We start from the raw sequence: 25,537 nt of genomic DNA, 5'->3' as shown, positions 1-25,537 counted from the left end.
GTTAACTCATTGCCATCATCATTTTGGCTGGGTTCTCTAAATACGACTTCCAGAGGTTATTAAAACGTGCAATTGTGCCACCATCAATCACTCGATGATCGCCAGACCAACTGACTTGCATAATAGCCTTACTTACAACCTGACCTTGCTCATCAAAGCGTGGTAAATGCTGTAACTTACCTAATGCTACAATCGCTACTTCTGGCTTGTTGATAATTGGCGTTGCTATCGTGCCACCAATTGCACCAATATTAGAAATGCTAATAGTACCAGCTTTTAAATCATCCGGAGCAACACGCCCTTCTCTTGCTGCATCCGTTAATCGCGTAACTTCATTCGCCACGTCAACAATACTTTTTGTTTGGCATTGCTTTATATTAGGCACCAGCAAACCGATTTTTGAATCAACCGCCATACCAATATTGTGATCAGCAAAATAAGTAAGCTCTGTACACTCGTCATTTACTTTTGAGTTTAAGACTGGAAACTCTTTCATTGCAAGAGATAACGCCTTGATAAAAAACGGCATCATAGTCAATTTAATACCTTGTTGCTGATACTGCTCTTTAAGCTCAGAGCGCAATCTAATCAACGCCGTTAAATCAATTTCGTCACAAAACGTAAAATGAGGAATAGTACTCACAGACGCCACCATCTGCTTAGCCATCGCAGCCTTGATACCTTTGATTGGCTCAACGCGTGTATCACTTTCGATAGAATTGCTTGTATTTACAGCAGCTGTTTCAACTTGCAATGGCGAAGTATCAATACTGTTTGGTACTTCACCTTTAACAAAGCGTTCTATGTCTTCTTTGTAAATACGCCCATTTTTTCCACTGCCAGGAACTGTGGTTAAATCAACATCAAGTTCCCGTGCTTTACGTCGGACTGCAGGTGAAGCAACTGCTTTTTGATTAACTTGTTGCGCGGCTGCTTCTCGCACTGTCGCTTTAGGTTCAACGGCTTTTGTTTGTGCTTTAACGAGTGCGTCACTAACATCAACTTTAGCTGAGTGAGTACCCGCGATCGACATTTGAAAAAGTGGTTTATGTACTTGCGCAACATCCCCTTTAGCATAATAAAGTTTTACAACAGTCCCTGTATATTTTGCAGGGATCTGCACCAATGCTTTATCTGTCATTACATCACAAACGGCTTGATCTTCTTCTATAACATCGCCTTCATTGACTAACCACTCAACAATTTCGCACTCAACAATCCCTTCACCGATATCAGGTAAAATAAAATCTTCGAGTTGCTCAGTTCTGTTGCTGCTAGCTGCTGTTTCACTAGGAGCTACTTGTTGTTCTGGCTCAGCGCTAGTCTCACCCGCCACATCCATTGCAAAAAGCGGCGCATGTACTAAAGCAATATCACCTTTTGCATAATATAGTTTAGTGATAACACCATCATGTACTGCAGGAATTTGCACCAGCGCTTTATCTGTCATTACATCGCAAATAGGTTGATCTTCAGTTACTGTGTCACCTTCGGCGACCAGCCACTCAACCACTTCGCATTCAACGATGCCTTCACCGATATCCGGTAAAATAAAATCTTTTGCCATGATAACTCCTAAAATTCGACCGATTGCTTAATTGCAGCGAGTACTTTTAATGCATCCGGTACATATTCTTTTTCAAGCGCTAAAGGATACGGGGTATCTAAGCCACAGACACGTAAAATAGGTGACTCTAAATGTAAGAAGCATTCTTGCTGAATCGTCGCCACGATTTCAGCACCAAACCCATTGGTAATTGGCGCTTCATGGCTAACAATTAAACGCCCTGTTTTGGTTACAGACTTTGCAATAGTTTCCATATCCCACGGTAAAATGCTGCGTAAATCAATTACTTCACAACTGATACCTTGCTCGCTAGCACGTTTTGCAGCATCTTCGATGATCTCCATCTGTGCGCCCCACGCCAGCAGTGTTACATCTGTCCCCTCAGTCACAACTTCAGCTTTACCAAGTTCAATGCTGTAATCTTCTTCTGGTACTTCACCAGTCGATGCACGGTATAATCGTTTCGGCTCAAAGAAAATAACTGGATTATCATCTTTAATCGCAGCACGTAACAAACCTTTTGCTTGGTATGGGTTACGCGGGACCACAATTTTAAGCCCAGGTGTATGCGCAAAATACGCTTCAGGTGATTGTGAGTGATATAATCCCCCCGCTATACCGCCACCGTAAGGAGTACGAATAGTAAGGTTGCCCACATTAAATTCATTACCACTGCGATAACGGAATTTAGCTGATTCATTCACTATTTGGTCAAATGCTGGAAAGATGTAGTCAGCAAACTGAATTTCAGCAAGTGCCGGTGCACCAAATGCAGCTAAGCCATTGGCAAACCCCATAATACCTTGTTCAGTAAGTGGCGTGTTAAATACGCGGTGCTGGCCATATTTTTCTTGTAAGCCTGAGGTTGCACGAAACACACCACCAAAATAGCCAACATCTTCACCAAAAATACATGCTTGCGGGTGTTCAGCCATGGTGATATCAAGGGCTGAATTAATTGCATGTAACATATTCATTTTAGCCATTACTTAATTCTCCCTGCTGTCACTGGGTAGGCATCTGGGTGTTGCTTAATGTGATTTTTTAATTGCTCATATTGGCGTTGTAATGAAGGAATTGGTGTATCATAAACATCTGATACCAACTCTTCTAAAGGCGGCTTTGCTATTACTTCTGCGCGCTTTAATGCCGCAAGAATATCTTCACGAATTGTTTCTTTCGCTTTAACGTCTTCTTCTTCATTAAGCCAGTTTTGTTTCACTAACCATTTACGAAAGCGCTCAATTGGACATGCCTGGTAATTCGCTTCTTCATCTTTTGAGCGATAGCCGCTTGGATCATCTGATGTTGAATGCGCACCTAAACGATATGCAATAGATTCAATGAGTACTGGCTCGCCAGTCGTGGTGGCAATATCTCGTGCTTTTTTTGTGGCTGCATAAACTGCAAGAGCGTCGGCTCCATCAACACGGATCGTTTTAATACCATACCCCACACCGCGAGATGCAATCCCATCGCCTTTAAACTGCTCATCTGCCGGAGTAGAAATTGCATAGCCGTTGTTGCGGGCAAAAAATATAACAGGAGATTTGTGTACCGCAGCCATATTTAAGCCTGCATGGAAGTCACCTTCCGATGCGGCACCTTCACCAAAATAACAAATAGTGATGTTATCAATTGCTGAATTTAACTCACCAGTTTGGGGGTCAATATGCTTAATTTTTTGGCCATAAGCATAACCGGTCGCTTGTGGGATTTGCGTACCAAGTGGAGACGAAATGGTCATATAATTAAGCGCAGCACTACCATAATGAATTGGCATTTGGCGGCCTTTACCGAGATCACGCTCATTTGAAAACATTTGATTCATAAACTGATCTAGGGTAAATCCACGATAATGTAACGCAGCTTGCTCACGGTATTGCGCCATGATCATATCATCTTGATCAAGTGCAGCAGCGGATGCAGTAACCGCAGCCTCTTCACCCAAACATTGCATATAAAAGCTTACACGGCCTTGACGTTGAGCTGCCTGCATACGCTCATCAAGCGCACGAATAAATCGCATGGTTTCGTATAATCGCAGCGCAGTGCTTTCATCTATATCAGGGGCTGTTGCACCGTGGTGGATATCGCCATCCTCGTTTAAAATACTCAAGGTCGGAATATTCAGCGCATGACCGTCAATAAATTCAAGATCGTGACTGATATTCAGCGATACGTTATTTGGATTACTCATAACCTACCTTCTTTCGTTGTCAAAACAGTGCAAATCGCTTGTTATTATTGATGAATTCTGCTGGTTAAAGTTTGCAGAAATTACACTGTATTTAAATTAAATCTATCGACACTTTACGTTAACGTAAGATGTTATTCAACTAATCATAGACGAAACAAACTGAATTGGCGAGACAGGGACTGGAAAGTTAACTATACAATAAAATAAATCCATTACAATCATATAGTTAACTAATTTTATGGCGCTATTTAAATAATATTGTCTGTTAAGTGTAATGGGATTACTGTCAATAAGGCACGTTGTCCTAAAGCAACATCTGCGTTAGGAAATATAATTGCTTCCCCCTCAACATCAGCGTAGTAACATAGGTCGCCATCGGTTGCTAACAACTCGCCCTTACTAAAGCCAGTAAAGTTTTCTGCATCATCAGAGAAAGGAAAGGAAAAGTTATGTGCCGTACGATTAATTGACCTGTGGACCTCGAACAGCTCAAAATCATTTGCATTAAAATCTTTATATGAAACTTCATTTTGACTAATTAATGCAGATAACGTGTCGCGAGTTTTAGCAAAGCGGCTCATGTCATTTTCACCAAATGGTTTAACTTGCCCTAACTCTACCGTAAATGAATCAGCATTATGCACGAACGATGAATAATAACTAAATGTTGTTGCTGCGGATTTCATCATCAGCACGGTATTGACACCACAACTTAATAAAAATTGTAGCTGTGATTTTTTCCATGGCTTCCCATGTAAAAATGGATAAACTGCAAATTTGTCATTTTTTGAGCCACGAATGGCAGTGTGTAGATCATAATGACAGCGAATACGATCTTCCCCACCCCGGTTAAAAAAGTCACTTACATAGCCTTCTAACTTTGCGGCACGCTCACGTTCTCTATTCATTTCAATACCATCAACAGTATGATGACCATTAAACAAACGGTTTAAATTTTCTTCGACAAAGCGTTTACCAATATTGATTGATTGCGGGTTGCCATAGATAAACAGCACCCTTTGCATTAACACCAACTCGCCGGTGATTATCTGCTTAATAAGCACATCACAAATTTCAATAGGGGCAGTCTCATTACCATGAATAGCACTCGACAGTACGATATCTTTCGTGCTCACTGATTGCGGTTGAAACTCTATAACACCTGTATCATGTACATTAACTTGGGTACCGTTTGCTAATGTAAATTCACTAGGCGCTAAGTACCACTCATTAGCACGGCTAAGGGTTAAAAAGTCACCGGTTTGTTTAAAATCATTAATATAGTGTGTTGTGGCTGACATTAAAATCGCCTTTTGTGTGGAGTAAATACAAAAACGGCTGAATAAATCAGCCGTTTCTTTAACAAATTGATGATTAGCTGATCACTGAATCAACTAATTTTTTAGCTTCTTTTTCAAGTAATGCTAAGTGCGCTTCACCTTTGAATGACTCAAGGTAAATTTTATATATATCTTCTGTTCCAGAAGGACGTGCTGCGAACCAGCCATTTTCCGTAACGACTTTTAAACCCCCAATTGCTGCATTGTTACCAGGTGCATGGGTTAGCTTTTGTAAAATTGGCTCACCAGCTAATGTATCAGCAGTAACGTCTTTAGCACTAAGCGCTTTGAGACGATCTTTTTGCACAGCATTTGCTGGCGCATCAATACGTTTATAAATTGGCGCACCAAATTCTTGCTCAAGTTCTTTATAAAGAGCAGAGGGTGTCTTACCAGTCACAGCTAAAATTTCAGCTGCTAATAAGCCCATAATAAAACCATCTTTGTCAGTATCCCACACCGTTCCATCAAAACGTAGGAATGACGCCCCTGCGCTTTCTTCACCACCGAATGCGAGTGTTCCCGTGCTCAAGCCTTCAACAAACCACTTGAAACCGACGGGCACTTCTTGTACTTGGCAATTATTACGAGCAACCACTCTGTCAATCATGGCACTTGAAACAAGCGTCTTACCAATTTGCACATCCTTGGACCAATTACGATGATTTAATAAGTAATCAATTGCCACCGCTAAAAAGTGATTCGGATTCATTAAGCCATCTGGGGTTACAATACCATGGCGGTCATAATCAGGGTCATTACCGATACCAAGGTCAAAATCGTCTTTGAGGGCAATAAGATTTGCCATTGCATAAGGAGATGAACAATCCATGCGGATTTTACCGTCTTTATCCAAAGGCATAAAGGCAAAGCGTGGATCAACTTGATTATTTACGACCGTTAAGTCTAAATTAAATTTTTTGGCGATAACTGGCCAAAAGTTAATACCTGAACCACCTAAGGGATCAATACCAATTTTTATTTTTGCTTTGCTTATCGCTGCAACATCGACCACATTTATTAAATCTTCAATGTATGGTGTCATTAAATCTTGGTATTTTATAAAACCAGAGCGTGATGCTTTAGCAAATGGAAACAGTTCAACTTCAACTAAGTCTTCAAGTAATAATTGATTTGCTCTATCTTCAATCCATTTAGTGACATCTGTATCAGCTGGACCGCCATTAGGTGGGTTATATTTAAAGCCACCGTCTTCAGGTGGGTTATGTGAAGGAGTAACAACAATCCCATCGGCAAGTTCATGTGGATGCAATTTGTTATGACAAACAACAGCATGACTAATTACCGGGGTCGGTGTAAAGTCATCATTTTCTTGAGTGATCACTTGCACTTCATTAGCAACCAACACTTCAATAGCTGAATTATACGCGGCTTCACTTAATGCATGGGTATCTTTACCTAAATAAAGCGGGCCAAAAATATTATTTTGCTTTCGGTAGTCACAAATTGCTTGAGTAATGGCGAGGATATGAGATTCATTGAATTTCACATCATACGAACACCCTCGGTGACCTGAGGTACCAAAGGCAACACAATGTTCAGGATTCTGCTCTAAATCGGGTTCATTTAAATAATAAGCCGACACTAATTTTGGTACATTTACTAAATCTGATTGTGTTGCAGGTTTCCCTGCACCGGAATGAATCGCCATTACATTTCCTTTATAAGTAGTCTCGAATTTTTTCAGCTTGTTCAGCGCTATAACCTAAGCCAAGCGCCACTTCATGTAGCATCATTTTCTTACGGGTAGTATTTGAATTAGTCATGACCCAATATTCACTATCCGTGATATTTTTTGGATTCATGCTACTACCACTATTTACCAGTGCTTCTTTACTAGTTGCAAAGTAAACACGATCACGCCCTTGTACATCAAGCACTGCCGAAAAATCGGCTTTATGGGTGCGATGTAACGCAGAAAGGATAAACAAAAAGCGCCCTACGACCCCTTTTTGCATCGCCAGCTCTTCTTTATTCAGTATATTAAAAACATTTGCACGCTGAGGCGTGACAGCTACTGGCTTTTTAGTATCTGTTACCGAAGTCGTATCAGATGACTGTATATTTGAGGCAGCATCAGCTTTCTTTGCTGGTGCTGTAGGGCTCTGTGGTTTTTCTGTTACGACTAAATCATTCTCGTCGTGAATATTTAACAAACGACGTAAAATAGTTGAAGCGCTTTCGCCTATACTTTGTGTATTACTTGCAATGTATTGATATAACTCGTCGTCTATGTCAATTTTTTTCATGTTATTCCTGTCGTTACGGGTCACATTTTTTTATTCCTTTGAGATTATACCCAAACCTGATTTAATTCTCTATGTTTTGCAATTTGTTATTTCACTAGGCAAACTAAGCGCACTTTTGATTAAATATTTTTGGATACGTTGATGTTGTTAAATTACAAACAAACGGGCCAAGGCCCACATGTAATTTTGATCCATGGCCTATTTGGTTCACTGGAAAACCTAAATGTTATTGCTAAATCATTAGCCGAAAATTTTACAATAACCAATATTGATCTACGTAATCATGGTCAGTCACCACACAGTGACGTAATGGACTACCCAAGTATGGCAGCCGACGTACTGAATTTAATGGCCCATTTATCCATCAATAAAGCTCACTTAGTCGGTCACTCTATGGGCGGCAAAGTGGCTATGCAAATTGCACATTTAAACCCCGAAGTAGTCAATAAACTCGTGGTATTAGATATTGCACCTGTGGCATACAAAAGTCGCCACAACGATATTATTGCGGCGTTAAAACGCGTACAACAACACGCTGTTAATGACCGTAAACAGGCCGACACACTCATGGAACCGCTCATCCCTGAGTTAGGTGTTCGCCAGTTTTTATTAAAAAGCTACGCAAAAGACCAACATGGCCAATTGCAATGGCGATTTAATTTAGCTGCTTTGAGTGAAAAATATAGTAATATACTAGCAAATATTAAAGCAAATGATTCTTGTTTATGCGATACTTTGTTTATCAAAGGGAACGATTCTGACTATATATTGCCTGAATACCGTGATGCAATTATGGCGCAATTTAAAAATGCCCAAGCAAAAGTTATACATGGTGCGGGCCATTGGTTACATGCACAAAAACCAGCGGCGGTTAATAAGTCAATCAGTGCATTTTTAATGGCATAATAAAGCTAAATTTAATCCACTATTTTTGACTACGCGCACTAAATTATTGCGATTTTATATGCTATAGTACGCGCCGTTTAATTTAAAGGTTATACGTTGATGGTCAGTCAGTTAATTAACGAATTTGATACCCTTGGGTTGTATTTTGGCTTAGCCGGTGTGTTCTTTTTTATTGGTATGGCTATTCAAGATGTACTTAAAAAAGGCAATGTACCTAAGTTTGGCCGCTATATTGTATGGCTTGTACTCTTTTTAGGGTGCTCTGGTTTTATCGCTAAAGGACTTATTCAAGTGTTTTGGCAAGGTGCGGGTGTGGGTTAACCATGGCTAAATCTGAAACCGATAGAACAACACTCGATTTATTTGAATACGAAAAGCGCCCCGGCAGACCGAAAACGAATCCCCTTCCGAGGGAAGTTCAGTTAAAGGTAAATAAACGTAATCAAATAAAAAGAGATAAAGCACGTGGTTTAAAGCGTGTGGAATTTAAAGTTTCATCGCAGTTATATCAAGCGTTAAGCGATATGGCCGATGCACAGAATATTAGCCGTAGTGCGCTGATTGAAACTATTTTACAAGAAAGATTGGCTATTGATAGATAAAAGGTTTTAAATTCATGGCAAGTGTAGGTATTTTTTTCGGAAGTGACACAGGTAACACAGAGCACGTAGCTAAAATGATCCAAAAAGAGTTGGGTAAAAAGCTTGTGGCTGTACATGATATTGCTAAAAGCTCTAAAGAAGAGATAGCAGAATTTGATTTAATCTTATTTGGCATCCCGACTTGGTATTATGGTGAAGCGCAATGTGATTGGGATGATTTTTTCCCAGAACTTGAAGAAATTGATTTTGAAGGCAAACTTGTTGCTATCTTTGGCTGTGGCGATCAAGAAGACTATGCTGAATACTTCCTCGATGCAATGGGAATGATAAATGATATCGTTACAGAGCGTGGTGCAATTGTTGTAGGTCATTGGCCTACCGAAGGTTATGATTTTGAAGCATCTAAAGGCATGGCTGATGATACCCACTTTGTTGGATTAGGTATTGATGAAGACCGTCAACCAGAGCTTACTGAACAACGCGTAAAAGCGTGGTCTGCACAAGTATATGAAGAAATGTGTTTAAGTGAACTTGCTGATTAAATGCACTTTATTGCTAGATTTTGCTTAAAATAGTAGCACTTGATTGCCAAATACACTTTTTATAAGTAATTCTAGCAATTGATCTTTGCACTTAATGACTAGGCACGTTATTCTTATCATTGCTAATGTGTCGTGTGCATCTTTGTAAGGTGTCTAGTATAACCAAATTTAATTGAGACAGATTTTAATGACTGATCATAACTTGGAATTAAAAAAAGCCGGTTTAAAAGTAACTTTACCGCGTATTAAAATTTTAGAGATTTTGCAATCTCCAGATAACCAACACATCAGCGCTGAAGATGTTTACAAAATTCTTTTGGATTTAGGTGAAGAAATTGGCCTTGCTACTGTGTATCGTGTACTTAACCAATTTGATGATGCTGGTATTGTTAGCCGTCACCACTTTGAAGGCGGTAAATCAGTATTTGAACTCTCTGGTAGCACCCATCATGATCACTTAGTGTGTTTAAAGTGCGGTAAAGTGATCGAATTTGAAGATGATATCATTGAAAATCGTCAGCTAGAAATTTCAAAAGAAAATGGCATTAAGCTGACCAATCACTCTCTTTACCTATATGGTGAGTGTACTGATACAGCTGCATGTAAAGCGTTTGCTGATAGCCAATAATCTATTAGCTATGAATAAAAAAAACCTGCAATATGCAGGTTTTTTTATGTTTGTTAATTATCCCCTTGGTATAAAAGGATAAAAATAATTATTGTTGAGTTTTAGTCCATGAATCACGTAAACCAACCGTTTGATTAAATACCAGAGTATCTGATTTCGTGTCACGGCTGAAATACCCAGTTCGCTCAAACTGAAAACCTTGTGCCGGTGCTGCGTTAGCAAGTGCAGGCTCAAGTTTAGCATTTGTTAAAACTATCAATGAATCTGGATTCAATGTAGAAGAAAAATCTTCTGCAGCAGCAGGATTTGGTACGTTAAACAAACGGTCATACAAACGAACTTCTGCAGTAATTGACTCACTAGCTGAAACCCAGTGGATAACGCCCTTCACTTTTCGGCCATCACTTGGATTTTTACCTAAAGTCTCAGGATCATAACTACAGAAGATTGTTGCGATTTCACCATGTTCGTCTTTTTCAACACGTTCTGCTTTGATAACATAAGCACCACGTAAACGTACTTCTTTGCCTAGTACCAAACGTTTAAACTTATTATTTGCTTCTTCTTTAAAATCTTCACGTTCAATGTAAATTTCACGGGTAAACGGTACATCGCGTCGGCCCATGCTTTCATCATTAGGATGGTTGGCAACCGATAACGTTTCAACAGTCTCAGCGTCATAGTTTTCAATGATCACTTTAACAGGATCAAGCACAGCCATTGCTCGCGGAGCATGTTCATTTAGATCTTCACGGATACAGGCTTCAAGCATGCCCATTTCAACCATGTTTTCTTGCTTGGTTACACCTATACGAGCACAAAATTCACGTATTGATGCCGGTGTATAACCACGGCGACGTAAACCTGCTATCGTTGGCATTCGCGGATCATCCCAGCCTTCAACATGGCCGTTCACAACTAGGTCGTTTAGCTTGCGCTTAGACATGATAGTGTATTCAAGATTTAAACGCGAAAACTCTATTTGTTGTGGATGACATTCAAGACTGATGTTGTCGAGTACCCAATCATACAAGCGACGGTTGTCTTGAAACTCTAACGTACATAATGAATGCGTAATACCTTCCAGCGCATCAGAAATACAGTGCGTAAAGTCATACATCGGGTATATACACCACTTATCACCTGTTTGGTGATGATGAGCAAAACGAACACGATAGAGAATAGGATCACGCAGCACCATAAATGAGCTGGCCATATCTATTTTTGCACGAAGAACGCACTCACCTTCTTTGAATTCACCAGCACGCATTTTTTCAAATAATGCTAAATTCTCTGAAGGGCTCGTATCACGAGTCGGGCTATTCTTACCAGGCTCCTTTAATGTACCTCGGTACTCTCGTGCTTGATCTGCCGATAAAAAGCAGACATAAGCTAGCCCTTTATTGATAAGCTCAACAGCATATTCATAAAGGGTATCGAAATAATTGGACGAATACTTTATTTCACCATCCCAGTTAAAGCCTAACCACTGAACATCTTCTTTAATAGAGTTAACGTAGTTAATATCTTCTTTTTCAGGGTTAGTATCATCAAAACGTAGATTACATTGACCACTGTAGTCCTGCGCGATACCAAAATTTAAACAAATTGATTTAGCATGTCCAATATGTAAAAAACCATTTGGCTCAGGTGGAAAACGAGTATGTGTAGACGCATGTTTACCTGATGCTAAGTCTTCATCAATACGCGTTCTTATAAAGTTACTTGGGCGATTCTCAATTTCCGCCATAGGAGTATAATCCTCTGAATAGTGCATGGTGACAAAACTATTGCATTATACCCAAACCACCCCAAGATGCGAGTTTCAGTTGGAATTAAAAGCGATTTAGGCAAGGCATTGATCGCAAATAGATAGTGGTTCTAGTGGTAAAATCAATAACGCAGTATAAATCGCTTTTAACCCAACCCGTTGGGCGCTTCGCATATTGAGGTGGCTTGGGCATATTATAAAAACGAACCTTAACATACAGTAATAGATCTGGGCGTATTACATAGAGTGTCGTTGTATAAAATTACAAGTGGATAAATTCGCTGTAGTCACAATAATTTAATGACTTAGCGATGATAAATTGTTCTAGCGCAATAAAATAGTCATGCAATCGAGGTACAGTGCCCGCATTCGACTTATTTTAAGGATAAAGCTATGGTTTCACTTTCACAGCACCGTGTATATATTCCAACAACTGCCCGCGCTAACCAATATATACTAGCTGAATTTATACCCAGCGAGTCATTATATGCGCGCTTTAGTACTCTAGAGCAATGCTATGAACGACTTGCACGGCAGCTATTTTCATCCTGTGATGAATATGAGCTGCATAATGTGCATTTGATAGCAAATGACAAGTTACCTATTGTTCGTTTTCATGAAGAATCTTATTGTTTGCAGACAGCAAAGCAAATTCTATTTTTTTATAACCCTCGTTATCACGAAGCACATAAATGCATTTATGATAGTAACCAACCGAGTAAGAAAATTCGCTTGCTGTTTCTTGCCACAGGGGAGGATCTTCGTGCTAACGCAGCTGTTTTTCATAGCCGTGTAAAAAAAGTACTGGCACATTTACAGGACACTTTACTCGTTGATGAACCTAGTATCAAAATACGTGATCACCAACATTTAACCTATGACTTATTCGCCAAAGCAAAAGGGTGTAAAGAAAGTTATGGCTATAAACTTCGTGGTTTATACCAACGTTATCAAAGTCGCCAATGTTTACTGCCGACAGAGCATAATGAAATAACCTATACGACTTTTTCAGTCCCTATTACTCGCTCCCTTAAAACTCAATTTCATCATCTCTTAAACGGTCCAAACTATAGTGAGTTTTATCAACATTTTTATGACGCGTTTATTGAGCAATGCGCGGCCAAAAACCTCCAACTAGCTGCAATGGTTGCCAACGGTACGATGCCAATTATTCGTAATAGCAAAACAGATAACAATGACGGAAATCAAGAGTTACAAAAGTTGAGTTTCGCTACTGATACACAAACAACGCAATACAGTCATTACTGGCATGATGAAAAACTAGTTGAGTCACTACATTTTGTTATTGTGGCGAGTGAAAAAGATGAACAAGGTGTAGGCCATGGCCGTTTTATGAACCAAGTTGAAAGTATGATCCGCACACTAATTGAACCATTAGCAATCAATAAAGAACGCCAAGATATTACCGTGCGATTTTTCCAACATATAAACCATTACTTGTAATAACCTAACTGCAAACCTTATCCCTGCCAGTATTTTTGGCATGGTAAAGGTTTGTATCAGCAACTTTTAATAGCCCGTTCAAGGTCTGCCCTACTGTCATTTGCGCAACCCCTGCACTACTGGTTAAATTAATTTTTTTATCCGTTAAACTTAATGACTTTAAAGTAATGCATAAAGCACTTATAAAATCATGCCCTTGTTGTAACGTTAGATCTGGCATGACAACAATAAATTCTTCACCACCAAACCGTGCAAACTGGTGCTGTGTATTAGCGAGTTGTTGTTCTAAGAACGTGGTAAAACCAATCAGTGCTTGATCGCCAATGGCATGACCATGCAGGTCGTTGACTTGTTTAAAATGATCTATATCTAGAATCGAAACCGAAAAATCCCGTTGTTTGTCAATTAACTGCTGAGAAATAAAATCAAGAATATAACGTCGATTATGTGCACCTGTTAACGGATCGGTATTTGCTCTATGTTGGCTTCGCAAGTACGCTCGGCGTTGATTGAGTGCAAAAATAGTTACACTCAATATAACCAATAATCCGATAATAGAGTAAGCTGTTTGTAATTGCCCTTCTTTCGCTAGTTTATCGAGCGTTATTTGTTGCAGCTTTAGCTTCTCTTCAGCCAGCTGAAGCTTAATATCTTGTTGTGTAGATTCAAACCGTGAACGGGCCTCTTGCTCAAGTTTTTGTTGGGTTGATTCTTTCGCTTCATCATTTAACTTAACCAGTAATTTAAGTGCGGCGACAGCATCAGCAAAACGCCCCAATTGCTCTAAACTTTGTGCTTTTAATGTAAGTGTTTGGCGACTATAACGATTATTAAGCGGTCTATCATAGTCCTGTAAAAGTAATTCTGCTTCAAGAATATAGTCTAACGCTTGCTCAGGTTGTTTTAGTGCCAAAAAAGCGGTAGCGAAGTTATTGTTAAGCGCGATGATATGCGCAGGGTTCATAATCACTCTGTTGACGTAGCTTTTAGCTAGATATAATAACTGCAGAGCTTCATTATAATTTGCTTGTTGTAATGCAACTATCGCTTTACCTGCAGGCGCCCAAAATAAATAACGGGGTACTTTTACTTCAGCAGATAAGCTGATCATGTCATCGTAACAACGTGTTGCTAAAGTAAGTTTTTCAGCTCGAGCGTAGCTTAAACACAAGGTGTGGAGCGCAGGTAAACCATTCACTACATCATTACTTTTATTCGCTATATCTCGCGCCAGCACGGCATATTGTAACCCTTGTTCATATAGTTGCATGTTCGTATAATAGGCAGCTAAACTGGTATAAACATATAACATGGTCGTTGCTGACATATTCGTTGTTTTAGCTTCAATGTACGCATTCTCAATAAGTTGTATCGAACGCGTATACTCCTCTTGCCAGAGTAATAAAGTTCCTTCTATTGTTTTTGCCTGAACTAACATTTGAGGATCATTACTGTCTTGAAAAGCGGCCTGTGCAAAACGAATTTGTTTAAGCGCATCAGGTAACTTAGCTTCTTCTAAAGAAAGAATACTGCGATACATTAACCAATAGCCTAAGATCCAGTTATCTTGTTCAGGAAGCTGTTGGCGAGCAAGCTTGAAACTAGCTTGTGCACGCTTTGTATCACCCTGAAATAAATACAAACGCGCTAGCAAAGTATTATTATAAGCGTGTTCTGTCTGACTAAGGTTATGCTTAGACTGCGCAAAGGTTAGCTGCTCTAGTAACTTATTTGGTTCAATTAGTGCACGTTGTTCTGTTTCTAAAAATGCGATGCGAATAGAGGAGCTGGCTGCATTTATACTCTGAGAGAGAAAAAAACATATTACACAGACTATAAAATTAATTATTCGCATTACTAGTAGTTTCTTAGAATTTAATAAACAGTTGCTCATTATAACGGCAGTTATAATTATTACCAGTAACCTTTATCGAAACATTAACCGGTAATTTGATAACAACCATGTAATGTTGCGTAGCATTTATAATTGCAGGTAAAAAAGTGTTCCGAGTTTCAAATTTTACATTTTTATTCGAACATTATTAACATTGCATGTATTTAATTAAGTGCGCAAGGCTCTTATACTAATCGACTTAAATATTTAACCATTCTAGCGGGCTAAATGAAGCGCTAACTGCGTTATAAATGGTCAGTAACTTAACACGATTGGTATTAAATATTGAAGTCAATTTATGGAAAACTAAATAAAAAAGGCTCACGATGTGAGCCTTTTTTCAAACAATAGCCAGTTATTACCAGCCAGTTTTTTCTTTAAGTGCTTTACCGATATCAGCAAGTGAACGTACAGTTTTTACGCCCGCAGCTTCTAATGCAGCAAATTTCTCATCAGCAGTACCTTTACCACCTGCGATGATAGCACCTGCGTGACCCATACGCTTACCTTCTGGTGCAGTAACACCAGCAATGTAAGATACGACAGGTTTAGTAACGTTTGCTTTGATGTACTGTGCAGCTTCTTCTTCTGCAGTACCACCGATTTCACCGATCATCACGATCGCTTCAGTTTGTGGATCTTTTTCGAACATTTCTAAAACGTCGATAAAGTTAGTACCAGGAATTGGGTCGCCACCAATACCTACACACGTAGACTGACCGAAACCAGCATCAGTAGTTTGTTTAACCGCTTCGTACGTTAAAGTACCAGAACGAGAAACGATACCTACTTTACCAGGCTTGTGGATGTGACCAGGCATGATACCAATCTTAGTTTCACCCGGAGTGATAACACCTGGGCAGTTAGGACCGATCATGCGAGTACCCGTTGCGTCAAGCTTAACTTTAACGTCAACCATATCAAGCGTTGGGATACCTTCAGTGATACAAACAATTAGCTCGATGCCAGCATCGATTGCTTCTAAGATCGCATCTTTACAAAAAGGAGCTGGTACGTAGATAACTGATGCAGTTGCGCCAGTTGCTTCTACAGCATCACGTACAGTGTTAAATACTGGAAGACCAAGGTGCGTTTGACCGCCTTTACCAGGGCTTACACCACCAACCATTTGTGTACCATACTCAAGCGCTTGCTCAGAGTGGAAAGTACCTTGGCCACCAGTGAAACCTTGACAGATAACTTTTGTATCTTTATTGATTAATACAGACATTATTTGCCCTCCGCAGCAGCAACAACTTTTTCAGCCGCGTCTGTTAGTGATTCAGCAGCAATGATATCTAGACCTGAATTCTTAAGAACTTCACGACCTAGCTCAGCGTTAGTACCTTCTAAACGTACAACTACTGGTACGTTTACACCAACTTCTTTAACTGCGCCAATGATGCCTTCAGCAATCATGTCACAACGTACGATACCGCCAAAGATGTTAACTAAAACAGCTTTAACGTTGTCATCAGAAAGAATGATTTTGAATGCTTCAGATACACGCTCTTTAGTCGCGCCACCACCAACATCTAGGAAATTAGCTGGCTTGCCACCGTGTAGGTTTACGATGTCCATAGTACCCATCGCAAGGCCTGCACCGTTAACCATGCAACCAACGTTACCGTCTAATGCAACATAGTTAAGTTCAAAGCTTGCAGCATGTGCTTCACGCGCATCTTCTTGAGATGGATCGTGGAAATCACGCATTTTAGGTTGACGGTAAAGTGCATTACCATCGATGCCGATTTTGCCATCAAGACAGTGAAGATTACCTTCATCTGTGATCACAAGCGGGTTGATTTCTAGTAATGCGAAATCAAAATCAGTGAACATTTGACCAAGACCCATGAAGATCTTAACAAATTGCTTCATTTGTGTTGGGTTAAGACCCAATTTGAAGCCTAGTTCACGTGCTTGATAAGCTTGAGGACCTACTAATGGGTCGATCTCAGCTTTGTGGATAAGCTCTGGTGTTTCTTCAGCAACAGTTTCAATTTCAACACCGCCTTCAGTAGACGCCATGAAAACAACTTTGCGAGATGCACGGTCAACAACTGCACCTAAATACAATTCGTTGGCGATATCAGTACAGCTTTCTACTAAAATTTTAGCAACTGGCTGACCATTTTCGTCTGTTTGGTAAGTAACTAGGTTTTTACCTAACCAGTTAGCTGCAAACGCTTTAACTTCGTCGATAGTTTTAACTAGCTTTACACCGCCAGCTTTACCACGTCCACCTGCGTGAACCTGAGTTTTAACAACCCACATATCGCCGCCAATTTTTTCGGCAGCTGCTGCAGCTTCTTCAGGTGTATCGCACGCGAAACCTTGAGAAACTGGTAAACCATATTCGGCAAAAAGTTGTTTTGCCTGATACTCATGCAAATTCATGATGCTTTATCCAATTTTTTATACTAAAAGAGCTGAATATTTATGCAAATAAACAGCTATCCCAAATTGCGCAACTAGTATAGATCCCAAGGCTTAACATGAAAACCCCAGTTAGACTAATAGACGCAAAAAAAAAGCTGTGAATATGACTCACAGCTTAGATTTTATACAACTAGATTAAACATCTAGTAATAAGCGCGTTGGATCTTCAAGCAACTCTTTAATTGTCACTAAGAAACCAACAGATTCTTTACCATCGATTTGGCGATGATCATACGATAAGGCCAAATACATCATTGGTAAAATTTCAACTTTACCATTCACTGCCATTGGACGATCTTGGATTTTGTGCATACCCAAAATAGATGACTGTGGCAAGTTGATGATAGGTGTTGACAATAGTGAACCGAACACACCACCATTAGTGATAGTGAAGTTACCACCCGTCATATCGTCAAGCGTAAGCTTACCGTCACGACCTTTCAGTGCTAATTCACGAATACCTTTTTCGATTTCAGCAACAGAAAGCTTATCGCAATCTTTTAATACTGGCGTCACAAGACCACGTGGGGTAGAAACTGCAATGCTGATATCGAAGTAGTTGTGATAAACAATATCATCACCATCAATTGATGCATTTACATCAGGGAAACGTTTCAGTGCTTCAGTAACAGCTTTCACGTAGAAAGACATGAAACCTAAACGAATACCGTGACGTTTCTCGAACACTTCTTGATACTGCTTACGAAGATCCATGATTGGTTTCATGTTTACTTCGTTGAATGTAGTTAACATTGCAGTTGAGTTCTTCGCTTCAAGAAGGCGGTTAGCAATCGTTTTACGTAAACGTGTCATAGGAACGCGTTTTTGTGTACGGTCGCCCATAGGAGCTGGTGCAGCTGCTTCAGTTGCTTTTGCAGCCGGTGCTGGTGCTTTTAAGAAAGTATCAACGTCTTCTTTAGTAACACGACCGTTTTTACCCGTGCCTTTGATTTTAGACGCATCTAAACCTTTTTCGGCGATTAAACGACGTACAGATGGCGTTAATACATCTGAGCTATCACTTGAATCCGCTGCTGGTGCCGCTTCTTCTTTTGCAGCAGGTGCTGAAGCAGGCTTGCCACCGGCTTGTACTTTACCGATCACTTGATCACCAAGTACTGTTTCACCTTCTGCGTGAATAATCTCACCCATGATGCCGTCTTCTTGAGCAACAACTTCAAGAACAACTTTATCAGTTTCGATGTCAACTAAGTTTTGGTCGCGTGTTACTGCGTCACCTGGTTGCACATGCCAAGTAGCTACTGTCGCGTCTGCGACTGATTCTGGAAGTACAGGTACTTTAATGTCCACTTCTTTACCTTCTGATGCTGGTGCTGATGGCGCCTCTGGCGCGTTTTCTTGTTTAGCAGAAGCCGGTGCAGCTTCGCTCTTAGCGTCTTCACTTGGCGCTGCTGCATCAGCGTCGCCAATAATACCGATCACTTGATCACCAAGCACGGTTGCACCTTCTTCTTGTGAAATTTCAGTGATCACACCGTCATTTGGTGCAACAACCTCTAAAACAACTTTATCTGTTTCGATGTCTACTAAGTTCTGATCACGGCTTACTTTGTCGCCAACACTTACATGCCATGTAGCAACGGAAGCATCAGCAACCGACTCAGGAAGAACAGGAACTTTAATTTCTGTGCTCATTGCTTATCCTTTATTTTCAATAGTAAGCGCGTCTGCGACTAGCGCTTGTTGTTCTTTAGTATGCACTGACATGTAACCACATGCAGGAGACGCTGATGCTTTGCGCCCTGCGTATTTAAGCTTCGCACCTTGTGGAATTGCTTCTACAAAGTGGTGTTGTGAACAATACCAAGCACCTTGATTTTGCGGCTCTTCTTGACACCAAACAAAGTCTTTTACATGTTGATAACGGGCCATAATAGCGTCCATTTCATCATGTGGGAATGGGTATAGTTGTTCAACACGCACAATAGCAATGTTATTAAGTTCAAGTTTACGACGCTCTTGCAGTAACTCGTAGTACACTTTACCACTACAGAAAATCACTCGCTCTACCTTAGCCGCATCAATATCATCGATTTCGTCGATCATATTATGGAACACACCTTCAGATAACTCTTCAAGTGTTGATGTCGCAAGTGGATGACGTAATAACGATTTAGGCGTCATAACAATCAATGGACGACGAAGTGGTCTAACTGATTGGCGGCGTAGCATAGCGTATACTTGAGCTGGTGTTGAAGGCACACATACTTGCATATTGTGATCAGCACAAAGCTGTAAGAAACGCTCTAAACGTGCTGAACTGTGCTCTGGACCTTGTCCTTCATAACCATGCGGTAGCAAGATTGTAAGACCACATAAACGGCCCCATTTTTGCTCACCTGAACTTAAGAATTGGTCAAATACAACTTGCGCACCGTTAGCGAAGTCACCAAATTGTGCTTCCCACAATACCAGTGATGTAGGCTCTGCTGTTGCATAACCATATTCAAACGCGACAACCGCTTCTTCAGATAACACTGAGTCGAATACTTGGAATGTACCCTGCTTTTCGCTTATGTGTTCTAGCGGCGTATACGTTGCACCATCAGATTGGCTGTGAACAACGGCATGACGGTGGAAGAATGTACCACGTCCTGAATCTTGCCCTGTCAGACGAATGTCTGTGCCTTCACTAGCGATTGTTGCATAAGCCAATGTTTCTGCCATACCCCAATCAAGCGGTTTTTCACCCGCGGCCATTAACTTACGATCATCGTAAATCTTTTTAACGCGTGACTGTGCTTTATATTGCGCAGGGTAGCTTGCTACTTTTTCACCAAGTTCTTTCAGTTTTTCAACTGGCACGCTGGCATCATAATCAACACTCCATTCATGGCCTACATATTTAGCCCAATCAGAAGAATGTGATGTTTCTGGCTGAATCTCTTCAACGACACAATGACCATCGTCTAAACCATTACGGTATTCATCAGCAAGTGCTTTAATTTCATCTTCGGTAAACGACCCTTCAGCCATCAGTTGATCAGCATAGATCAAACGTGGTACAGGGTGTTTTTTGATTTTTTGATACATGATCGGTTGAGTCGCATTCGGCTCATCCGCTTCGTTATGACCATGACGGCGATAACAAACAAGGTCAATAACCACATCACGTTTAAATTGATTTCTAAAATCAAGCGCGATTTGCGTTACAAACGCAACTGCTTCAGGATCATCAGAATTTACGTGGAAAATTGGCGATTGCACCATTTTTGCGATGTCGGTACAGTAATCTGTTGAACGCACATCGTCTTGTTTATTAGTAGTAAAGCCAACTTGGTTGTTCACTACGATACGAATACTACCACCACAACTAAACGCATTAGTTTGCGATAAGTTGAAGGTTTCTTGTACTACACCTTGGCCTGCAATTGCCGAATCACCATGAATCGTGATTGGCAGTGCTTTAATACCAGAACTGTCACCCAAGCGGTCTAAACGAGCACGTACAGAGCCCATTACTACTGGGTTAACAATTTCAAGGTGAGATGGGTTAAAGGCAAGTGCCATATGAACTTTGCCACCTTTTGTAGCAAAATCAGAAGAATAACCCATGTGGTATTTAACATCACCAGAACCTAGCGTGTCTTTATGTTTACCGGCAAACTCATCAAATAACTCTGATGGGTTTTTACCAAGTACATTAACAAGCACATTTAAGCGTCCACGGTGAGCCATACCAATAACCGCTTCTTGTTGGCCACTTTCGCCAGCACGGTGTATTAACTCTTTCAGCATAGGCACTAATGCATCACCGCCTTCGAGCGAGAAACGCTTAGCACCTGGGAACTTAGCCCCTAAATACTTTTCAAGACCATCAGCTGCAGTTAATCCTTTTAGGATACGCAGTTTTTCATCTTTACTGAATGTTGGACGTGATTGCACTGATTCTAAACGCTGTTGTAACCAACGTTTTTCTTCAGTTGATGTGATGTGCATATACTCAGCACCAACAGAACCACAATATGTAGTTTTGAGTGCCTGATATAATTCACCTAAAGGCATGGTATCGCGGCCGACGGCAAACGATCCCACGTTAAATTCACGGTCAAAATCAGCTTCAGATAAGTCGTGGTATTCCAGCTCTAAGTCTCGAACGCGTTCACGCTGCCATATTCCTAATGGATCTAGGTTGGCATTTTGATGACCACGGAAACGGAAAGCATTAATGAGCTGTAGTACTTTAACCTGTTTAGGATCGCCGCTACCACTGCCCTCTGCTACCACTACTTCTCTATGCTTGTTTTTCGCAAGCGCCGCAAACTGTGCTCGAACTTCTGAATGCTTAACTTCAACATCCACACCATCAACTTTTGGTAACTGTTCGAACACTTCTCGCCATTCTTCTGGCACAGAAGTCGCATTGTCTAAATACGCTTCATAAAGCTCTTCTATATAAGCAACGTTTCCGCCGTTTAAATGTGAAGATTCTAGCCATGCCTTCATCACACCTTCGTGCATTTATAAGCCCTTTTCTTTAGCGCAGAAATTAATTGTTATTACAAGATGGCTAATTAACATTAGCCATCTTACTTTTATCAAGATTATTAAACCGAACGGCTTATTAACATTGATTTGATTTGTCCAATTGCCTTAGTAGGATTAAGACCCTTAGGACAAACGCTAACACAGTTCATGATACTGTGACAACGGAACACGCTGAATGCATCGTCTAAGTCTGCTAAACGTTCTTCAGTTGCAGTATCTCGGCTATCAGCCAAGAAACGATATGCATGAAGAAGACCAGCTGGACCTATGAACTTGTCTGGATTCCACCAGAACGAAGGACACGATGTAGAACAACATGCACATAGAATACACTCATACAAACCATCTAGCTTATCACGCTCTTCGATTGATTGAAGGCGCTCACCTGCAGCAGGTGTATCATTAATTAGATAAGGCTTTACTTTTTCGTATTGAGTGTAGAACTGACTCATGTCAATAACAAGGTCACGAACCACTGGTAAACCTGGTAGCGGACGAATTACAATTTTACCTTTGCCATTTTTTTGTAGCGTAGATAAAGGAGTAATACATGCTAGACCATTTTTACCATTCATGTTAACACCGTCAGAACCACATACACCTTCACGGCATGAGCGACGGAATGATAACGTTGGATCTTGCTCTTTTAATAATAAAAGTGCGTCCAATACCATCATGTCGTGGCCTTCTTCCGTTTGCAAAGTATATTCTTGCATACGTGGGGCGTTATCAACATCTGGATTATAACGATAAACAGAAAATTGTACTTGTGCCATCGTCTCGCTCCTAGTATGTACGTGCTTTAGGTGGAAATGCTTCGCGCAATTTAGGCGCGTAGTTAACATCACGTTTGCTCATTTCATCCGTAACCGGATTGAATATTGAGTGGCATAACCAGTTTTCGTCATCGCGATCTGGGTAGTCAAAACGTGAGTGAGCACCACGGCTTTCTGTGCGGAAGTTTGCAGCAACTGCTGTTGAGTACGCTGTTTCCATCAAATTATCTAGCTCTAGACATTCGATACGTGCAGTATTGAAGTCTGATGATTTATCATCAAGACGTGCATGCTGCAAGCGTTCACGAATTTCTTTAAGCTCTTGCAAACCAGCTGCCATAGACTCACCTTCACGGAATACTGAGAAGTTAAGTTGCATACATTTTTGCAAGTCTTTCTTGATTTGTACTGGATCTTCACCTTGACCAGCCGTTGAGTTTTCCCAACGATTGAAACGTGCAAGTGCCGCTTCTAAGTCTGAATCTGATGCGTCTTTTGACACTTCAACATCATTTAGGTAAGTACCTAAGAAGTTACCAGCCGCACGACCAAATACCACTAAGTCAAGTAATGAGTTACCGCCTAAGCGGTTTGCACCGTGTACAGATACACAGGCAATTTCACCAACCGCAAATAAGCCTTCTACTACTTTTTCGTTGCCGTTAGCATCAATTTGTAGGGCTTGACCATTTACGTTAGTTGGTACACCACCCATCATATAGTGACAAGTAGGAATTACTGGAATTGGCTCTTTAGCTGGGTCAACGTGAGCAAATGTTTTAGCAAGGTCACATACACCTGGAAGACGTAGATTAAGCGTTTCTTCACCTAAGTGGTCAAGTTTAAGCTTAATGTGTGGACCCCAAGGACCATCGCAACCACGACCTTCACGAATTTCTGTCATCATTGAACGGGCAACAACATCACGTGACGCTAAGTCTTTCGCGTTTGGTGCATAACGTTCCATGAAACGTTCGCCATCTTTATTTAAAAGATAACCACCTTCACCACGACAGCCTTCAGTTACAAGTGTACCTGCTCCTGCAATACCTGTTGGGTGGAACTGCCACATTTCCATATCTTGCATAGCAATACCAGCACGAGTCGCCATACCAACACCGTCACCAGTGTTAATGTGTGCATTCGTTGTTGATGCGAAAATACGACCTGCACCACCAGTTGCCAATACCACCGCTTTCGATTTGAAATAAACAACTTCACCACTTTCGATATCGATTGCAGTACAACCTACCACATTACCATCATCGTTTTTAACTAAATCTAATGCATACCACTCAGAGAACACATTGGTTTTGTTTTTAACGTTTTGCTGATAAAGAAGGTGTAATAACGCGTGACCTGTACGGTCAGCAGCTGCTGCTGTACGAGCAGCTTGCTCGCCACCAAAGTTTTTCGATTGACCACCGAAAGGACGTTGGTAAACACGGCCATTTTCAAAACGAGAAAACGGTAGACCCATGTTTTCTAATTCAGTAATTGCTTCTGGGCCTGTTTTACACATGTATTCGATAGCGTCTTGGTCACCGATAAAATCGGAACCTTTTACCGTATCATACATATGCCATTCCCAGTTATCATCATGCGAGTTACCCAGCGCAACCGTAATACCACCTTGTGCAGACACAGTATGAGAACGGGTTGGGAAAACTTTAGAGATAAGCGCACAGGTTTTACCTGATTCAGTGATTGCAAGTGCCGCGCGCATACCCGCACCACCTGCGCCAATCACAACGGCGTCAAATTCACGAACAGAATATTTCACTTAAACACCCCATAAAACGATTAGACCAATTGCTACGTATGCGACGGCCATCAGGTTTAATACAAACCCTAGAACAGCACGTAAAGTTGCGCACTTAACATAGTCAGTCAATACTTGCCAAAGACCAATACGGGTATGAACCATAATACAAACGAGGGTAATAAGTGTGAACCCTTTCATTGCGAGGTTTGAAAACAGGCTTTGCCATGCTTCAAAAGTGACTTCTGGCGTACATAAGAAGTAGCCAATAATAAAAATCGCATACGCGGTAATTACTAGTGCCGTGGTACGTAACGAAACATAATCTTGTACGCCGTCACGTTTTAGAGTTGCTTGATTTAACACCATATCCACACCCCTGCTAATACAGAAGCCACAACGCCAAGTGCCATTGCAATTTTAGCGCTGAGGTTACCTGATTCAAGTTCTTCCCAATGTCCCATATCCATAATGATATGACGGATACCACCAATTAGGTGATACGCCAATACAGAAATGGTGCCCCAAGCTATAAATTTGGCAATGAATCCGCTAAACAGACCCTTGACGAATTCAAAACCTTCAGCTGAAGAAAGAGACTCTGACCAAGCCCAAATGACAAACGTTAAAGCAAAAAATAATGCAACACCGGTGACGCGGTGAAAAATTGATGCTTTAGCCGATGCCGGCATAGATATAGTTGTTAGATCTAGATTTACAGGTCTTTGCTTTTTCACAGTTACTTGCCCATCTTGCCCACATTGGGGCTCATCTACTTGTTTTTCTTAACCCATCAGAAAACGATTTTTCTGATGGAACTATCTAAGCAAAGCTCTTTTTAACAACAAAGTTCACATTTATGCAAAA

General features: G+C 40.7%; 22 protein-coding genes. 6 read left to right on the top strand and 16 right to left on the bottom strand.

Annotated features, from left to right (window positions below; genetic code table 11):
- Position 1: 1 nt before the first annotated feature.
- The 6 genes from PHAL_RS0117145 to seqA all read right to left on the bottom strand — a co-directional run bounded on the left by PHAL_RS0117145 (position 2) and on the right by seqA (position 7,377).
- Positions 2-1,567 carry a dihydrolipoyllysine-residue acetyltransferase gene (locus tag PHAL_RS0117145; RefSeq protein WP_016709662.1) on the bottom strand — a complete coding sequence of 522 codons (1,566 nt, stop codon included), beginning with the start codon at positions 1,565-1,567 and terminating at the stop codon, positions 2-4.
- Positions 1,568-1,575: 8 nt separating this feature from the next.
- Positions 1,576-2,553 carry an alpha-ketoacid dehydrogenase subunit beta gene (locus tag PHAL_RS0117140; RefSeq protein ID WP_016709661.1) on the bottom strand — a complete coding sequence of 326 codons (978 nt, stop codon included), beginning with the start codon at positions 2,551-2,553 and terminating at the stop codon, positions 1,576-1,578.
- Positions 2,553-3,767: a thiamine pyrophosphate-dependent dehydrogenase E1 component subunit alpha gene (locus PHAL_RS0117135; RefSeq protein ID WP_016709660.1), complete on the bottom strand. Its 1,215-nt coding sequence runs from the start codon at positions 3,765-3,767 to the stop codon at positions 2,553-2,555. Before PHAL_RS0117135 ends, PHAL_RS0117140 begins: the two co-directional genes overlap by 1 nt.
- Before the next feature lie 248 nt (positions 3,768-4,015).
- The gene (gene astE, locus PHAL_RS0117130; RefSeq protein WP_016709659.1) at positions 4,016-5,068 is read right to left on the bottom strand and encodes a succinylglutamate desuccinylase; all 1,053 of its coding nucleotides are present in this window, start codon (positions 5,066-5,068) and stop codon (positions 4,016-4,018) included.
- Positions 5,069-5,141: 73 nt separating this feature from the next.
- Positions 5,142-6,779, bottom strand: a complete 1,638-nt coding sequence (pgm, locus tag PHAL_RS0117125) for a phosphoglucomutase (alpha-D-glucose-1,6-bisphosphate-dependent) (RefSeq protein ID WP_016709658.1) — start codon at positions 6,777-6,779, stop codon at positions 5,142-5,144.
- Positions 6,780-6,789: 10 nt separating this feature from the next.
- Positions 6,790-7,377: a replication initiation negative regulator SeqA gene (gene seqA, locus PHAL_RS0117120; protein WP_016709657.1), complete on the bottom strand. Its 588-nt coding sequence runs from the start codon at positions 7,375-7,377 to the stop codon at positions 6,790-6,792.
- 141 nt (positions 7,378-7,518) lie between these two features.
- Here seqA and PHAL_RS0117115 point away from each other — a divergent pair, with 141 nt between their 5' ends.
- The 5 genes from PHAL_RS0117115 (at position 7,519) to fur (ending at position 10,055) form a co-directional block, all read left to right on the top strand.
- Positions 7,519-8,283, top strand: a complete 765-nt coding sequence (locus tag PHAL_RS0117115; RefSeq protein ID WP_016709656.1) for an alpha/beta fold hydrolase — start codon at positions 7,519-7,521, stop codon at positions 8,281-8,283.
- Positions 8,284-8,382: 99 nt separating this feature from the next.
- Positions 8,383-8,604: a DUF2788 domain-containing protein gene (locus PHAL_RS0117110; protein ID WP_016709655.1), complete on the top strand. Its 222-nt coding sequence runs from the start codon at positions 8,383-8,385 to the stop codon at positions 8,602-8,604.
- Between the two features lie 2 nt (positions 8,605-8,606).
- Positions 8,607-8,885, top strand: coding sequence for a LexA regulated protein (gene ybfE, locus PHAL_RS0117105; RefSeq protein WP_016709654.1), 279 nt, complete (start codon positions 8,607-8,609; stop codon positions 8,883-8,885).
- Positions 8,886-8,899: 14 nt separating this feature from the next.
- The gene (gene fldA / locus PHAL_RS0117100) at positions 8,900-9,427 is read left to right on the top strand and encodes a flavodoxin FldA (protein ID WP_016709653.1); all 528 of its coding nucleotides are present in this window, start codon (positions 8,900-8,902) and stop codon (positions 9,425-9,427) included.
- 187 nt (positions 9,428-9,614) lie between these two features.
- A complete protein-coding gene (gene fur / locus PHAL_RS0117095; protein WP_016709652.1) occupies positions 9,615-10,055 on the top strand; it encodes a ferric iron uptake transcriptional regulator in 441 nt (146 codons plus the stop codon).
- An 88-nt stretch (positions 10,056-10,143) separates the two neighbouring features.
- Here the strand turns inward: fur and glnS are convergent, their stop codons facing one another.
- Positions 10,144-11,805 carry a glutamine--tRNA ligase gene (gene glnS, locus PHAL_RS0117090; protein ID WP_016709651.1) on the bottom strand — a complete coding sequence of 554 codons (1,662 nt, stop codon included), beginning with the start codon at positions 11,803-11,805 and terminating at the stop codon, positions 10,144-10,146.
- Between the two features lie 414 nt (positions 11,806-12,219).
- Between glnS and PHAL_RS0117085 the strand changes: the two genes are divergently transcribed.
- The gene (locus PHAL_RS0117085; RefSeq protein ID WP_016709650.1) at positions 12,220-13,290 is read left to right on the top strand and encodes a DUF3083 family protein; all 1,071 of its coding nucleotides are present in this window, start codon (positions 12,220-12,222) and stop codon (positions 13,288-13,290) included.
- A 4-nt stretch (positions 13,291-13,294) separates the two neighbouring features.
- Here the strand turns inward: PHAL_RS0117085 and PHAL_RS0117080 are convergent, their stop codons facing one another.
- The 9 genes from PHAL_RS0117080 to sdhC form a co-directional block, all read right to left on the bottom strand.
- Positions 13,295-15,145 (bottom strand): GGDEF domain-containing protein, encoded by a 1,851-nt coding sequence (locus PHAL_RS0117080; protein ID WP_029216212.1) that lies wholly within the window; start codon positions 15,143-15,145, stop codon positions 13,295-13,297.
- Between the two features lie 397 nt (positions 15,146-15,542).
- A complete protein-coding gene (sucD, locus tag PHAL_RS0117075; RefSeq protein WP_016709648.1) occupies positions 15,543-16,415 on the bottom strand; it encodes a succinate--CoA ligase subunit alpha in 873 nt (290 codons plus the stop codon).
- Positions 16,415-17,581 carry an ADP-forming succinate--CoA ligase subunit beta gene (gene sucC / locus PHAL_RS0117070; protein WP_016709647.1) on the bottom strand — a complete coding sequence of 389 codons (1,167 nt, stop codon included), beginning with the start codon at positions 17,579-17,581 and terminating at the stop codon, positions 16,415-16,417. Before sucC ends, sucD begins: the two co-directional genes overlap by 1 nt.
- A 177-nt stretch (positions 17,582-17,758) precedes the next feature.
- Complete coding sequence (gene odhB / locus PHAL_RS0117065; protein WP_016709646.1) at positions 17,759-19,279, bottom strand: 2-oxoglutarate dehydrogenase complex dihydrolipoyllysine-residue succinyltransferase; 1,521 nt, start codon at positions 19,277-19,279, stop codon at positions 17,759-17,761.
- Between the two features lie 3 nt (positions 19,280-19,282).
- On the bottom strand, positions 19,283-22,105 hold the full coding sequence (locus tag PHAL_RS0117060) for a 2-oxoglutarate dehydrogenase E1 component (protein ID WP_016709645.1): 2,823 nt from the start codon (positions 22,103-22,105) through the stop codon (positions 19,283-19,285).
- An 86-nt stretch (positions 22,106-22,191) separates the two neighbouring features.
- Positions 22,192-22,908 (bottom strand): succinate dehydrogenase iron-sulfur subunit, encoded by a 717-nt coding sequence (locus tag PHAL_RS0117055; protein WP_016709644.1) that lies wholly within the window; start codon positions 22,906-22,908, stop codon positions 22,192-22,194.
- Positions 22,909-22,918: 10 nt separating this feature from the next.
- On the bottom strand, positions 22,919-24,691 hold the full coding sequence (sdhA, locus tag PHAL_RS0117050) for a succinate dehydrogenase flavoprotein subunit (RefSeq protein ID WP_016709643.1): 1,773 nt from the start codon (positions 24,689-24,691) through the stop codon (positions 22,919-22,921).
- Complete coding sequence (gene sdhD, locus PHAL_RS0117045; RefSeq protein ID WP_016709642.1) at positions 24,692-25,039, bottom strand: succinate dehydrogenase, hydrophobic membrane anchor protein; 348 nt, start codon at positions 25,037-25,039, stop codon at positions 24,692-24,694.
- Positions 25,030-25,407 (bottom strand): succinate dehydrogenase, cytochrome b556 subunit, encoded by a 378-nt coding sequence (gene sdhC / locus PHAL_RS0117040; RefSeq protein ID WP_080571547.1) that lies wholly within the window; start codon positions 25,405-25,407, stop codon positions 25,030-25,032. Before sdhC ends, sdhD begins: the two co-directional genes overlap by 10 nt.
- Between the last annotated feature and the right edge of the window lie 130 nt (positions 25,408-25,537).

The sequence above is a fragment of the Pseudoalteromonas haloplanktis ATCC 14393 genome (assembly GCF_000238355.1).
GTDB lineage: Bacteria > Pseudomonadota > Gammaproteobacteria > Enterobacterales > Alteromonadaceae > Pseudoalteromonas > Pseudoalteromonas haloplanktis.
The sequence above is the reverse complement of the archived record's forward strand: the minus strand, read 5'-3'. Positions and strand labels throughout refer to the sequence as shown.

Excerpts from the sequence above, each read along its gene's own strand:
- PHAL_RS0117145 (WP_016709662.1), bottom strand. The coding sequence starts at position 1,567 with ATGGCAAAAGATTTTATTTTACCGGATATCGGTGAAGGCATCGTTGAA.
- PHAL_RS0117140 (WP_016709661.1), bottom strand. The coding sequence starts at position 2,553 with ATGGCTAAAATGAATATGTTACATGCAATTAATTCAGCCCTTGATATC.
- PHAL_RS0117135 (WP_016709660.1), bottom strand. The coding sequence starts at position 3,767 with ATGAGTAATCCAAATAACGTATCGCTGAATATCAGTCACGATCTTGAA.
- astE (WP_016709659.1), bottom strand. The coding sequence starts at position 5,068 with ATGTCAGCCACAACACACTATATTAATGATTTTAAACAAACCGGTGAC.
- pgm (WP_016709658.1), bottom strand. The coding sequence starts at position 6,779 with ATGGCGATTCATTCCGGTGCAGGGAAACCTGCAACACAATCAGATTTA.
- seqA (WP_016709657.1), bottom strand. The coding sequence starts at position 7,377 with ATGAAAAAAATTGACATAGACGACGAGTTATATCAATACATTGCAAGT.
- PHAL_RS0117115 (WP_016709656.1), top strand. The coding sequence starts at position 7,519 with ATGTTGTTAAATTACAAACAAACGGGCCAAGGCCCACATGTAATTTTG.
- PHAL_RS0117110 (WP_016709655.1), top strand. The coding sequence starts at position 8,383 with ATGGTCAGTCAGTTAATTAACGAATTTGATACCCTTGGGTTGTATTTT.
- ybfE (WP_016709654.1), top strand. The coding sequence starts at position 8,607 with ATGGCTAAATCTGAAACCGATAGAACAACACTCGATTTATTTGAATAC.
- fldA (WP_016709653.1), top strand. The coding sequence starts at position 8,900 with ATGGCAAGTGTAGGTATTTTTTTCGGAAGTGACACAGGTAACACAGAG.
- fur (WP_016709652.1), top strand. The coding sequence starts at position 9,615 with ATGACTGATCATAACTTGGAATTAAAAAAAGCCGGTTTAAAAGTAACT.
- glnS (WP_016709651.1), bottom strand. The coding sequence starts at position 11,805 with ATGGCGGAAATTGAGAATCGCCCAAGTAACTTTATAAGAACGCGTATT.
- PHAL_RS0117085 (WP_016709650.1), top strand. The coding sequence starts at position 12,220 with ATGGTTTCACTTTCACAGCACCGTGTATATATTCCAACAACTGCCCGC.
- PHAL_RS0117080 (WP_029216212.1), bottom strand. The coding sequence starts at position 15,145 with ATGCGAATAATTAATTTTATAGTCTGTGTAATATGTTTTTTTCTCTCT.
- sucD (WP_016709648.1), bottom strand. The coding sequence starts at position 16,415 with ATGTCTGTATTAATCAATAAAGATACAAAAGTTATCTGTCAAGGTTTC.
- sucC (WP_016709647.1), bottom strand. The coding sequence starts at position 17,581 with ATGAATTTGCATGAGTATCAGGCAAAACAACTTTTTGCCGAATATGGT.
- odhB (WP_016709646.1), bottom strand. The coding sequence starts at position 19,279 with ATGAGCACAGAAATTAAAGTTCCTGTTCTTCCTGAGTCGGTTGCTGAT.
- PHAL_RS0117060 (WP_016709645.1), bottom strand. The coding sequence starts at position 22,105 with ATGCACGAAGGTGTGATGAAGGCATGGCTAGAATCTTCACATTTAAAC.
- PHAL_RS0117055 (WP_016709644.1), bottom strand. The coding sequence starts at position 22,908 with ATGGCACAAGTACAATTTTCTGTTTATCGTTATAATCCAGATGTTGAT.
- sdhD (WP_016709642.1), bottom strand. The coding sequence starts at position 25,039 with ATGGTGTTAAATCAAGCAACTCTAAAACGTGACGGCGTACAAGATTAT.